Origin of the sequence: Streptomyces sp. NPDC056160, from assembly GCF_042268205.1 — a bacterium.
GTDB lineage: Bacteria > Actinomycetota > Actinomycetes > Streptomycetales > Streptomycetaceae > Streptomyces.
This window is the reverse complement of sequence record NZ_JBHJUW010000195.1, coordinates 1-12,374: the sequence shown is the minus strand read 5'-3', so window position 1 is coordinate 12,374 and position 12,374 is coordinate 1. Positions and strand designations below refer to the sequence as shown.

General features: G+C 70.2%; 11 protein-coding genes and 1 pseudogene. 5 read left to right on the top strand and 7 right to left on the bottom strand.

Annotation, left to right across the window (positions count from 1 at the left end; translation table 11 throughout):
- Positions 1–1,273 precede the first annotated feature (1,273 nt).
- The 3 genes from ACFC02_RS38795 (at position 1,274) to ACFC02_RS38785 (ending at position 4,522) form a co-directional block, all read left to right on the top strand.
- Entirely contained in the window at positions 1,274–2,380 is a 1,107-nt protein-coding gene (locus tag ACFC02_RS38795; RefSeq protein WP_376367093.1) for a bifunctional DNA primase/polymerase, read from the top strand.
- Positions 2,377–3,936: a phage/plasmid primase, P4 family gene (locus ACFC02_RS38790; protein ID WP_376367091.1), complete on the top strand. Its 1,560-nt coding sequence runs from the start codon at positions 2,377–2,379 to the stop codon at positions 3,934–3,936. The genes ACFC02_RS38795 and ACFC02_RS38790 overlap by 4 nt, the downstream gene beginning before the upstream one ends.
- A gap of 202 nt (positions 3,937–4,138) precedes the next feature.
- Positions 4,139–4,522 carry a DUF6009 family protein gene (locus ACFC02_RS38785; RefSeq protein ID WP_376367089.1) on the top strand — a complete coding sequence of 128 codons (384 nt, stop codon included), beginning with the start codon at positions 4,139–4,141 and terminating at the stop codon, positions 4,520–4,522.
- Positions 4,523–4,553: 31 nt separating this feature from the next.
- Here ACFC02_RS38785 and ACFC02_RS38780 read toward each other — a convergent pair whose 3' ends face one another.
- The 3 genes from ACFC02_RS38780 to ACFC02_RS38770 form a co-directional block, all read right to left on the bottom strand.
- Positions 4,554–4,799: a Smr/MutS family protein gene (locus tag ACFC02_RS38780; protein ID WP_376367087.1), complete on the bottom strand. Its 246-nt coding sequence runs from the start codon at positions 4,797–4,799 to the stop codon at positions 4,554–4,556.
- 85 nt (positions 4,800–4,884) lie between these two features.
- Positions 4,885–5,817 carry an alpha/beta fold hydrolase gene (locus ACFC02_RS38775; RefSeq protein ID WP_376367085.1) on the bottom strand — a complete coding sequence of 311 codons (933 nt, stop codon included), beginning with the start codon at positions 5,815–5,817 and terminating at the stop codon, positions 4,885–4,887.
- Positions 5,818–6,248: 431 nt separating this feature from the next.
- On the bottom strand, positions 6,249–7,199 hold the full coding sequence (locus ACFC02_RS38770) for an RNA polymerase sigma factor (RefSeq protein ID WP_376367083.1): 951 nt from the start codon (positions 7,197–7,199) through the stop codon (positions 6,249–6,251).
- Positions 7,200–7,392: 193 nt separating this feature from the next.
- On the opposite strand from ACFC02_RS38770, the gene ACFC02_RS38765 reads away from it, so the two are divergent.
- Positions 7,393–8,262, top strand: coding sequence for a L,D-transpeptidase family protein (locus ACFC02_RS38765; RefSeq protein WP_376367082.1), 870 nt, complete (start codon positions 7,393–7,395; stop codon positions 8,260–8,262).
- Here the strand turns inward: ACFC02_RS38765 and ACFC02_RS38760 are convergent.
- The 3 genes from ACFC02_RS38760 to ACFC02_RS38750 form a co-directional block, all read right to left on the bottom strand.
- Positions 8,252–9,463, bottom strand: a complete 1,212-nt coding sequence (locus ACFC02_RS38760) for an NAD(P)/FAD-dependent oxidoreductase (protein WP_376367080.1) — start codon at positions 9,461–9,463, stop codon at positions 8,252–8,254. The two genes, ACFC02_RS38765 and ACFC02_RS38760, sit on opposite strands and share 11 nt — an antisense overlap.
- A complete protein-coding gene (locus ACFC02_RS38755) occupies positions 9,460–9,654 on the bottom strand; it encodes a ferredoxin (RefSeq protein ID WP_376367078.1) in 195 nt (64 codons plus the stop codon). Before ACFC02_RS38755 ends, ACFC02_RS38760 begins: the two co-directional genes overlap by 4 nt.
- A 256-nt stretch (positions 9,655–9,910) precedes the next feature.
- On the bottom strand, positions 9,911–11,611 hold the full coding sequence (locus ACFC02_RS38750) for an amidohydrolase (RefSeq protein WP_376367076.1): 1,701 nt from the start codon (positions 11,609–11,611) through the stop codon (positions 9,911–9,913).
- Between the two features lie 249 nt (positions 11,612–11,860).
- On the opposite strand from ACFC02_RS38750, the pseudogene ACFC02_RS38745 reads away from it, so the two are divergent.
- Positions 11,861–12,213, top strand: a pseudogene (locus tag ACFC02_RS38745) (transposase); the annotation flags it as partial.
- Here the strand turns inward: ACFC02_RS38745 and ACFC02_RS38740 are convergent.
- The coding region (locus ACFC02_RS38740; protein ID WP_376367095.1) for a transposase at positions 12,207–12,374 on the bottom strand (168 nt) is incomplete at its 5' end. The pseudogene ACFC02_RS38745 and the gene ACFC02_RS38740 overlap by 7 nt on opposite strands.

Genomic DNA, 12,374 nt, shown 5'->3' with positions numbered 1-12,374 from the left:
GAGGCATACGAACACCACCCCGAACACTTCGCCCGCCGGCCGAAGCCACCCGAGATACCCGGCCAGGTCTGGATCAACGACCCGGCGAAACGAAGCCAACCCGAACCACAAGGTTCATAGCACCGCGAACGTCTCATTTGACTTGACAACTACCGCGTCAGGAGCCCGTACTCGGCGCAGAACCGCGGCGTCCCTGCGGGGCATCGCTTCTTGTCCCGACCCTTGAGCCGGGGCGGCAGTCGGCCTGACAAACCCTGGAGAGCGGATGGGAAGGGAGTTTAGGAGGGGAAACAGGGACCGAGCGCGGGCTATTACTGCGTAATAGCCCCCTGCCTCGGCAGGGACCCATCGGGCCAGAGGGCCTGAAGGGACTCATAACAGGAAAACGAGCTCAGGGACCGAAAGGTTCACTGCTCTTTCGGACGGTCCGGGCTCCGGCCAGGGACCAGCGGCGTCAGACGTGTCGCCTGCGGAGGGACCGGCGGGGAGGGGCCGGAGGGGAGGGGGTGGAGGGGAGGGGGTGGAGGGGAGGGGGTGGAGGGGAGGGGCTGAAGCAAGGTTGGTCCCTCTCGGTCCCTGAGCTTCAGTCCCTGGTGTTTTCGCAGGTCAGGGACGTTCTGCCCGTCTGCGCAGGGACTGTAGGGACCTAAAGTCGCAATTATGACGTAGAAAAGACATGTGATTCGTATACGCGGGCGCGAATGTAACCCATGTTCATGTACAGCTCATAATTGCCGAGTTGAGTCCCTACAGTCCCTGAGAAAGGAGATCCATAGCCTCTGACCTGGGCAAACGTCCAGGGACTCAACAGGGTCCCTGGACCCTGTCGGCCCCTGGCTTTTGGTCCCTGGGGTGCTTCGGACCCTTGGGGGACGCCGGTGCAGCCTCTTTTCAAGTGCTGGCTTATATGACAATCATCAGTCCCTTCAGCCCCTAGGGTGGGGCTGGCTGGTCCCTGCCTCGCCGTGAGGGACCGGACGTCTTCCGGTCGCAGGGACCGACGCAGGCCGGTGCGCACTGGAGACTCACCGTAGGAGGGCCCCAGGGACTCAAGGGACCAGGAAAACTGATAGAAACGGCACGCGGCCCAGAACAGACCCACTTTTCGGACGATGAGCTCTAGACTCTTTTCGCACTAGAGTCCCTTCGGTCCCTGATGGCGCGTCACTGCCAGCCAGGTGTCCGTGCAGTGAGCCAACGATGAGACGTGACGAGGACGATCCCCGTGCCGCGCGAAGGTGAGAAACGCGAAAGTGCAGCCCGAGTCGGGCCCGTGGCTCCGCATGCCGTCGCACGGTGGTGTGCCGCTCAGGGCTGGCCGGTCCACCCCCTGGCTCCCGGGCGCAAGACCCCCGCTGGGAACTGCCCTGACTGCCGTTCGCACCGGCACGACCCCGCCGACTGCCCCTGTCTGCCCGCAGGGCGTCCCTGCCACGGCTTCCACGCGGCGACCACGGACCCGGACCGCATCAACCGCTGGTGGACCGAGAAGCCCGCGTCGGGCGTGGGAGTCGCCTGTGCCCCCGCACAGCTGGTGGTCATCGACATCGATGCCCACGCGGCCCCGGTGGCTGACCGCTCGCGCCTGCTGCCCGGCATCCCCATCCCCGAGCAGGTGAGCCTGGCCGGGCTGGCCTCCGGTTTCGACACGCTGGCGCTGCTGGCCGCCTACCGGGGAGAGCCCGACCCCACCTCGGACGAGACGACGCTACGGGTCCGTACCCCTTCGGGGGGGCTGCACGTCTGGTATCTCAACCCCGTCCCCTCGACGCGGTTCCGCTGCTCCACCGGGTCCGGGCGGAACGCGGCGCTGGCCTGGCAGGTCGACGTCCGTGCCGACGGCGGCTACATCGTGGCCCCCGGCACCCGGACACCACAGGGCGTCTACCGGGCCGAGGGGGCGGCCCGGCTCCCGGCGCCCCTGCCCGGCTGGCTCAGGGACGAACTCACCAGGACGGGACATGTCGCGGCTCCGCGGCCCGTCACGCCCTTCTCCGCGCCTTTCAGGCCCTTGCCCGAGGATTCCCCCTCCCAGGGGCCCGTAATCGCCTCAGAAGCCGCTCCAGCCCCTTCCAGGGCCATCCGTCCGGGCCACGGCGTGGCGGGTGCGCTACGGATCCTGGATCCGCTGATCCAGCAGGTCGCCGGGTGCGCCGTGGCCCGGGAGGGGACGAGTTTCACCGAGAAGCTCAACCGGGCCGCCTACACCGCCGGCGGGCTGGTGGGCGCGGGCCACCTCGAACACGCGGACGTCCGGGACCGACTCGTCAGGGTCGCCCAGTACGCCCGTCCCTGGCAGCGGACCAGAAACGAAACGATCGTCGACGACGCCCTTGCCGTAGGGTCTGCCCGCCCTCTCCACCTCAAAGGACGTCCATGAGCAGCAGTGCCGGAAGCTCACCGCGCTTCGACCCGCAGGCTGCCGCTCAGCAGATGCTCGACCTGGAGGCGGCCGGCCCGTCCGGAGCGGCCCTGCTGCCCGCCCAGACGGCGCCTGAGGCCGTGTCAGTGGCTCCGCCGCTCCCACCGCCGGGCGCCTTCGGCACGCCGTTCCTGCCGCCCTCCCTGTCCGATCGGGGGAACGCGCGGCTCTTCGTGCAGATGCACCGCGACCAGTTCCGGCACGTGGAGGGGCTTGGCTGGTTCGCCTGGGACGGCTACCGGTGGAAGCGCACGGGCGGCGAGAAGGCCGCGCTGTGGGCGGCGGGGGAAATGGCCGAGGACATGCCGGACACCGATCCGCGCGGCATCTTCAGCAACCGTGAGATTGCCCAGCACAAGCGGCGCACCCTGTCCACCACCGGGATGAAGGCCCTGCTCACGCAGGCGAAGGCGTCTCCCGACCTCTCGGTGGACCCGGACTGCCTGGACGGGGATCCGTACGCGCTGTGCACGCCGGCGGGCGTGGTCGACCTGCACAACGGCCATCTGCGCAAGGCCGACCCCACCCGGGACTTCCACTCCCGGGCGACGAGCGTGGCCCCGCAGCGCATGGACACGCCCCGCTGGCACCGCTTCCTAGTGGACACCTTCGGCAGCGATCCCGAGGGCGAGGAGATGATCGACTTCCTCCACCTGCTGCTGGGGTACTCGATCACCGGTGACGTGGGCGCCCAGGTGCTGCCCTTCCTGCACGGTGAGGGCAAGAACGGCAAGTCCGTCCTGCTGGACATCATGATCCAGATCCTGGGCGACTACGCCGACGCCGCCCCGCCCGGCTTCCTGATGGACCGCGGGGCGTTCTCGGAGCACTCGACCGAGCTGACCGAACTGCACGGCCGCCGGCTGGTGGTGTGCAGCGAACTGAAGCCGAACGACAAGTTCGACGAGGCCCGGGTGCGGCTGCTGACCGGCGGCGACAAGATCAAGGCACGCCGGATGCGGCAGGACTACTTCTCCTTCACGCCCACCCACCACCTGTGGCTGCTGGGCAACCACCGCCCGGAGGTCTCCACGGGCGGCTTCGCCTTCTGGCGCCGCATCCGCCTGCTGCCCTTCACCCGGACCGTCCCCGCCGAACGCAGGATCGACAACCTCGCCTTCGAGCTGGTACGGGACGAAGGGCCCGGCATCCTGCACTGGCTCATCGAGGGCGCCCAGCGCTACCTGGCCACCCGCGACCCCCTGGAAGGCCCCGACCGCGTCCGTATCGCCACCACCGCCTACGCCACCACCGAGGACCACATCGGCCGCTTCCTGGCCGAGTGCTGCACCCGGGACGGCGGCGAGGCCGGGCGGGACCTGCGGGTCGAACAGGGCCTGCTGTACACGGAGTACAGCTCCTGGTGCAACGCGGGGGAGGGGATCAGGCCCGCGACACCGAGGGCCTTCGCCAACCGGGTCCGCCAGGAGGTCGGATTGGCCTCGCCGGCCGACATGATCAAGTCGAACGGGCGCAAGTACTACCCGGGCATCGCCCTGCTGGAGCACCCATGAGGGGGCCCGGAGTTCGGCCGTACTCAGCGGTCGGCCTGCACCCCGGCCGCCGGGCGCTCTACGATGGAGGGCAGGTCCCGCATGCGGTGGCTCCCGCCAAAGGCCCCGCCGCTGGCCGGAGCGCGGGCCGGAGCGACATGTTCACATGCCTGGCCACGTCCCCCTTTGCGGGGAGCACGCCGACGAAGGAGGGGCTGCAGCCATGAGCTCGCTACTGACCGAGAGCGACCTCATCCACGAGGAAGAGGTGGTGTGGCTGGAGAACCCCGAAAGGCTGGACTACGTCCGCCAGGCGCTCGACAAGACCAAGCGCCGCAACACCAAGCCCCCCTACGCCCGTGACGGGCGGATGGTGGGCTACGCGCTGCTCGACGAGCAGGCCTCCCCCGATCCCGACAGCGGCCTGTACAAGCGCCGGGTCTTCTTCCTGCTGCCGCACGACCGGGACAGCCTGCCCGACGGCCTCTACCGCGAGGGTGCCCCCGGCGAGGCCGTCGACCCCCGCACCATCGCGCCGAAGAAGCCGGGCGCGAAGACGCCCCGGTCGCAGTGCGGTTCGCTGCCGATAGCGACGTCGGCGCCCTGAGCGGGCGGTCCGGGCGCGGCGTACCGCCCGCTCAGGAGAAGTACACGAGGACGCGGCCGGAGTTCTGGGCGTCGACCTCACGGCGGACGTAGAGCTTGCGGATGTGCTGCTGGTCCAGGAAGGCCAGGACCCGTGCCCGGAGCCGCCCCGACCCCTTGCCGGGAATGATCTCCGCGACCGGCACGCCGGCGTGGGAGGCTCGGAAGAGGAACTGACGCATCGCGACTTCGATGTCCCGGTTGTTGCGGAACACCGGGTGCAGGTCGAGCGTCATCATGGGGAACCCTCCTCCGGGCAGGGTGCGCCTTGGTTCCGGTGGTCCTACGGGTCCTGCTGGCTACGGTCGGAGGCTACGGCCTCCCTCATCCGGCGTCACGCGCGGTCTCCCGGACGAAGGCGAGCACCGCGTCGGTGAACCGCTCGGGTTCCTCGACGTGTCCCATGTGTCCGCTGTCCTCCAGGACGAGCAGCCGCGAGTCGGGGATCAGGTCGTCCAGTTCCCGGCCCCAGCGCAGCCCGCAGATGACGTCGTGCCGACCCACCACGACCAGCGCGGGCACCGCCAGTCCCTTCAGGGCCACGCGGTCGTCGATGACATCGGGGGAGAGGTCCTCGTCCAGCCCCGAGATGAACGTCGCCCGGATCGCGTCCCGGAACGGGGCCAGCTCCTCCTCGTTCTCCCAGTAACGGGCGAAGTACGAGGGCAGTACGCCCCGGGCCACCGCCACGGTGTCCTCGTCGGTGGCCATGCCGGACATCGCGCCGAAGGCGGCCAGGACGTCCGGCAGGCCGGGGTGACCGGCGTGCTCGGCGGCGAACTGCTCCACCATGCGGCCCGCCTCCGCGCCGTGCTCGGGCCCGGTGACCGGCGCCCCTTCGTAGAACACGACACCTGCCAGCCGCTGTGCGCGGTTCAGCGCGTGATAGGCGGTGACGAACGCGCCGTGCGAGTGGCCGAGCAGGTGGACCTCGGGCACGCCCAGGCGGTTGATCAGTACTTCCAGGAAGCGGCTGTAGCGGTCGCGGGTGTAGCCGTGCGGGTGCGAGGGGAGGCGCCCGGATCCGCCGGTGCCGATCGGTTCGACGTACACCATGGTCAGGTGCTCTTCCAGGGCCGGCATGCGCAGGTACTCCCAGTGGATCCCGGGCCCGCCGGGATGGGCGACGACCACCGGGCCGCTGCCGTAAACGTGGTACCGCTGGGTGACGCCGCCCACCTCGAAGGAGTGGGCGCCGGGGGACAGCGGGCCGGAGGCGGGGTCGTGGGCGTGGTTCGAACCGGCTGTGCTGCTCATGGGGTTCTCCGCATCGAGTGAGGGTGTGTGCTGACACCGACACGACGCGGGGGGTGGTCGAAAGTTCGATCGCACGGGCGTGATCCACGTCACGTCGAGCGGGAGGTTCTGAGAGGAGGAGGCGTGTCGAGCTATTACGCCGTAATAGGGGCGGGGCGCCCCGAGGGCGGGCATCGCGGCGGCAGACCTATTACGGCGTAATAGGTCGAGGGGACGTCACGAGGTCGTCGCGGGGTCGCCGTCACGCGACGGGGCTATTACGGCGTAATAGGTCGCCGTCCTCGGTGCGGCAGGCCGCAGCCCCGTACGGAGCTATTACGCCGTAATAGGCAGGAAGGCTCCGGTGGCAGAGGCAGCGTCCGCGCCCTCGGCGTTGAGGCACCGGCCCGAAGGCCTTGGCGCCGGCGCCCCCGCGCCGCGACCCGGGCGGTTCAGGCCGCCGGGAGTTCCCGCCTCGCGGCGGGACGCGTCGCGTGGTAGAGGCGCAGCTCGTTGATACGGCCGCCTTCGAGGCTCATGATCCAGGCGACCCCGGGCGGGCAGTGGTCCGGGGCGTCCGGCGGATTGACCAGATCCATCTCCCACACGACCAGCGACCGGCCGGCGACGACATGCCGGGGACGCTGGCGGACCCCGGCCGACAGGTCGGAATCCATGCCCACCAGCATCAGTCCGACGCCACCGAGCCGGTGCCCCCCGCTGAGCAGGGAGAGGTCGGGGGAGTAGCGGTCCTTGAGCACCTTGCCGAACTCCCCGCGCTCGGCGGCCGCGAGCGTCTCGTGCGCCTCCCGCCAGCTCGCCTCGGTACGGCGTGCGGTGTCGTCGTGGCCGGAGGCGGAGGTGTCCGCGAGGGCCTGGGCGAGCAAGCGGCGTGCCTGGTGCAGCCGGCTGCGGACCGTGCCGACGGGGACCGCGCAGGCTTCGGCGATCTGCTGGTACGAGGTCACGCCGGACGAGAAGTAGCGGAGCACCACCGGTAGCCGCAACGCCGGGGACAGTTCCTCCACGGCCTCCCAGATCCAGTCCCGCAGCGCATGCCGGTCCAGCAGATGCTCGGGGGAGGCGCCGTCGGGAGCCAGGGGCACCTCGTCCACGGGCTCGGTGCGCCGGGACTCGCGCAGCAGGGACCGGCAGGCGTTGCGCACCACCATACGCAGCCACGGCCCCACGGCCTGCGGGTCACGGACGTCGGCGATACGGCGCAGGGCGACCAGCGCCGCTTCCTGCACGACGTCGTCGACATCGGGACCGGGGCCCAGCAGGCTCAGGGCCACCGCGCGCATTCCCGGGCGGTGGCGCTCCAACAGCGTTCCCAGAGCCGCCGCTTCGCCCCGCTGCGCCGCTCGTGTCAGGAGCACGTCCTCGGCTCGCGCGATGTCCATCAGCGCCGTATCCATGTGTGGCCTCCGGCCCTGGTCGTTGCTGTGCCCGAGGATACCCAGGGGAGAGAACCGGCCAGATGTGGGCGACGGTCACCCGGTGAACACCAGGGTGCGGCGGAAGCACCTGCGGTGATGTGTCTCATACAGGTGGGGCGCTGACGAGTTCCTGAAAAGTGTTCGACATGCTTGGGGCATGGCCTCACCGAGCAAACACACCCCCCGAGGGCGCCACCGGGCCCCGCCGGCGGGTGACCAGATCTTCACCACGTTGTCCCGGGCAGGCGGACGCCTGCCGCTGACGGCCGCCGCCCTGGTGGTCGCGGCCACCGTCACCGGGTGCGGGGCGAGTGGAGCGGGGGCGTCCCACGACACCTCCGCGGCAGTCTCGGCGGACGGCCCCACGGCCGCCGCGCCCTCCGCGCGGGACGATGCGCGTCCGATGTCCGGAGTCGACAACGCGGCTCCCGAACTGCCCACGCAGCTGCCCGGACTGGGACCCAAGACGCTGTCGCAGGTACCGGCCAAGACCCGCCAGGTCGTCCTGGTCACCGGCCAGGGCAAGAACTCCAACCGCTCCGGGGTCGTGCTTTACCAGCGCACCGCTGACGGCTGGAGGGCGGGCGCGACCTGGGCCGCGCACAACGCGCTGAAGGGCTGGACCGACGACCACCGCGCCGGTGACCTCCGGTCGCCCATCGGCGTGTTCACCCTCAGCGACGCCGGGGGCCGGTTGTCCGACCCCGGCTCCCGCCTGCCGTACACCCGCTCCTCCGCCGGATACACCGTCGGCGGTCTCGGCTTCAACGGCGAACCCCTGGCAGGGGCGTTCGACTACGTCATCGCCATCGACTACAACCACAAGAAGGGCACGACCCCGCTGGACTGGACGCGGCCGCTGGGCGCGGACAAGGGCGGCGGGATCTGGTTGCACGTCGACCACGGCGGCCCCACCCACGGGTGCGTCAGCATCGCCAAGCGGCACATGAAGGAGTTGCTGGGCACCCTCGACCCGGCACAGCATCCGGTGGTCGTGATGGGGGACGCCGGATCGCTCAGCAGGTGAGGCTTTCCGGCTGCCAGAGCGCCCGCTCCGCCACCAGCGCCCGCAGGGTGCGCAGTTGCCGGAACATGCCCACACCGAGGGCAGCGGCCACCCGGCCGTCGCGGACCCGAACGGCGGTGAACTTACGCTGTTCCGGGTCCCCGTCGACGACATGTGTCTTGCCGGGCCCGCGGGCGAGGCCGTACACCTGGAGCCGGAGGCCGTACTGGTCCGACCACACGTAGGGAACCGTGCTGAACGGAGCGGCGGCCTCGGGCCCCGCCAGGATGTTGGCCGCGACCCGGCGTCCCTGCTCGGCGGCGTTGGTGCGGTGCTCGATCCGCAGCCGGACGCCGGAGACGGGGTCGGGCCAGGAGGCCACGTCCCCGGCGGCCCACACGTCCTGTCCGGCGTACAACCGGCTGTCGCACTCGACACCGTCGCCCAGCGGCAGTCCGCTGCCGGTCAGCCACTCGGTGTTCGGCCGGGCGCCGATGCCGAGGAGTACGGCGTCGGCGGGGACCGCACCGGTGACACGGTCCCTGTCCGTGGCCACGCCCGTGACACGCCCCTCCTCGGTGAGCAGACCGGTGACGCGTGTCCCGGTGACGAGGCGGACCCCGTGTTCCCGGTGCTCCGAGGCCAGCATGTCCGCGACGACGGGACCGACCGCGTCCGTCAGCGGTGCCTGCCCCGCGGTGATCAGGGTGACCTCGCAGCCCAGCGCCCGGGCCACCGAGGCGGCCTCCGCGCCGACGAAGCCGCCGCCCACGATCACCAGTCGTGGCCGGCCGGCCAGCGCCGCCCGCAGTGTGAGCGCGTCGTCGAGGGTGCGCAGCACGTGCACTCCGGCCACACCGGACGCGCCGGGCAGGGTGCGGGCCCGCGTTCCGGTGGCGACGACGAGACTGTCGTACGGCACTTCTGACCCGTCGCCCAGCCGGACCCGGTGGGTGGCGGGGTCCAGAGCGCGTGCCGCCACGCCCAGCCGGAGCCTTACGTCCAGTTCGGTGTACGCCTCGGCCGGGCGCAGCAGGAGCCGTTCCGCGGGCCAGTCGCCGGCCAGCAACTGCTTGGAGACCGGCGGCCGGTCGTAGGGCGGCCGCGCTTCGTCCCCGATCAGCGTGAGAGGGCCGTCGTATCCCGCCTGCCGCAGTGCCTCGGCGGTGGCCAGGCCCGCCGCCGAGGCACCGACGACGACCACTCCGGCGGAGGACGTCACGCTTCGACCTCGATGGCGGCGGCGGGACAGACGGCGATCGCCTCGCGTACGGCGTCGTGCTGGTCGTCTGCGGGATGTGCGGTGAGGAGTACGACGATGCCGTCCTCGTCGCGCTGGTCGAAGACCTCGGGCGCGACCAGGACGCACTGGCCGGCGCCGCAGCACTTCTCCTCGTTGACGGTGATGTTCATGACGCTCCTGTTGATGGTGGTACGGGTCTTGTGAATACGGGTCTTGTGAAGTGGCGGGGTCACCAGGCGACGGGCAGTTCGCGCACGCACGCAGCTCCCACCTGCTGAAGAGGAGATCCGTGTGTCGGGCATGTTTTTCGCCATTCCCATGCACGCGATGACACACGTATGTCACCGCGTCCGTGGCCGCCGGGAGTGGACAGCCACGGACGCGGAGGCCGGGGGAGACGCCGGACGGAAGGGCGGGCCGGGGACGTCAGGTGACGGGGGGCAGGTTCGGCCCGGTCGTACCGAGCTGCTCGGCGGCGACCACCGGCGGCACCGGCCAGGTGACGCCCTCGGGCGGCCAGCTCTGCCCGGTCGACTTCAGGAAGTCCGCGGGAGGCTCGTACAGCGGCGGCTGGGTGCCGTCGGGGATCATCGAGGCCCATTTGATGCCCTCGGTGCGGCCCTTGAACTCCTGCTTCATCGCGTCGAGCCGGTCCGGCTGCTCGATGAGGTCGACGGCGCCCGCCGCGAGGTAGCGGGCGGCCGACAGCATCGCCTGGTGCCCGATGTCGGTGGCCGCGGTCGCGGTCACGCCCCAGTTGTGGTTGGGCAGTCCGGGCGGGTAGGCGGCGGACAGCAGCACGGCGGTGGGCGCCTGCCAGCTGATGTCGGCGGTGTCCGTGGCCAGTCCGCCGGTGTAGGCGGCTGCCGGGGGAGCGAGCGGCACCAGTTCGGTGGGCATGCCCACCTCCGGACGGCCGAGCGACTTCTGCACGGCCTTGGCCAGGGTGTGGTCGGCGTCGGTGAACTTCGGCGCGCCGATCTGCTGCATGTTGTCGTACAGCAGCTCCGCGCCGGCCTTGTTGGCCAGCAGGTTCCAGGTCGCCGAGTGGAACTTGTGCACCAGCCGGGTCTGACTGGCCTGGGCGGCGGCCTTCGCGCACTCCACGATCTTGTCGTAGAGCACCTGGGCGCGCGCCGGGCTGCCCTCGCGCACGAAGAACCAGATGGAACACATGTCCGGGGTCACGTTCGGTGCGCCGCCGCCGTTGATCACGGCGTAATGGAACCGCCCGGACGGTGCGACGTTCTTCTCCCGCAGGTACTCCGACATCGTGGCCATCAGCAGCGCGCCGTCCAGACCGCTCTTGTTGCCGAGCGGCGTGCCGCCGTGACCGGAGGCACCGAGGAAGGTGAACGTGGCCGATATCAGCGCACTGGTGGTGTTCCAGAACGGCGTGGTGATGTTGAACGGGTGCCTGTCCAGGAACGCGTCGAGGCCGTCGTAGACGCCCTCCTTCACGGCGTACGCTTTGCCGACGAGCTGCTCCTCGCCGGCGCTGCCGAACAGCTTGACGGTCGCCTTCAGGCCCTGGGCGCGGATGGCATGCGCGACCGCGATGGCGGCTGCTGTGCCGCCCGCGCCGAGCGCGTTGTGCGCGTCACCGTGTCCGGCGCCGTACGAGGGCCCGTAGGCGTCGTAGTTGTAGACGAGCGGGTCGTGGGTGGCCACGCCCTTCTTCTGCGACAGGCCTGGCAGCGCGTCGTACTCGGCGTTGAAGCCAAGCACCGGGCCGCCGTTGCCGTAGGTGGCGACGAACGCGGTCGGGAAGCCCGCCGAACCCCATTCGACCGTGAAGCCGTTGGCCTTGAGCAGGTTGGCGGTGGCGAGGGAGGACTTCCACTCGCGCAGCGACAACTCCGCGTACTTCCAGACGTCGTCGTTCAGCCTGGTGACGGCGCCTTGGTTGGCGTCGATCCAGCCGAGCGCGGCCTGCTTGGCAGGGGTGTTCTGCGCCAGCCCCTTGGGCGCCCGGTACGTCGTCGGGGACACCCCTGTCTTCTCGTCGTAGCCGAGGGTCGCGGCGAGCACCGGGTCGGCCTGGAACAGAGCGGCCGTGGTCGCGGTGGCACCCAGCCCGAACATCTTCAGCAGGCGCCGGCGGCCCGGGTGGAGGTCGTCGTTCACGTCAGTCTCGTTCCTCGGAGGATGAGGGAGAAGGGCCGGGGGCGGCCCACGACAGTGCTGCCAGGTGTGTCCCGTATAGGCATGTATCTCAATAGGCAACACACCTGAGCAGACGGACGGAGTTTAGCCTCGCGCTTTCACGGGGTGGGGTGTCCGAGGCTTGTTCAGATAAGCGGAGAGTGCTCCTGACCTGCAACGATGGGACTTGTCGAGGGTCCTGTTGGCTGCACGGAAAGAAGCACTCTCCAGGTGAAGAAGCGTATCGGGTCGTACCCGCGTGTCCGCGTCGAGGGCGGTGGCTGGGCGGTGGTCTCGCAGGCCGGGGGTGTGCTGCTGGTCGAGACCGTCCGCAAGGCCGGTTTGGACACCGCGATATCCGCGGCGCTGACGCCGTGGCGGAAGGCTCGGGCGGTGCACGATCCGGGGAAGATCCTGCTGGACGTCGCACTGGCGGTGGCATTGGGCGGAGACTGCCTCGCGGACGTCGGCATGCTGCGGGCCGAGTCGGCCGTGTTCGGGCCGGTCGCCTCCGACCCGACGGTCTCCCGCCTCGTCGACACCTCACCGGCTCCGGCGAGAAGGCTTTGGCGGGTCTTCAAAGTTGAGCGGTGCGGAGGTGTCCGCGGGCTCGGCGGGTGGTGACGCAGCGTGTGCGTAGGCGCTGGTTTGTAGCGTTGCGGAACCCGAAGGCGGCGCGGGCGACGAGCTTGATCACGCGGTTGATGCCCTCGCTTTTGGCGTTGCTGTGTCCGGTGTCGATGAA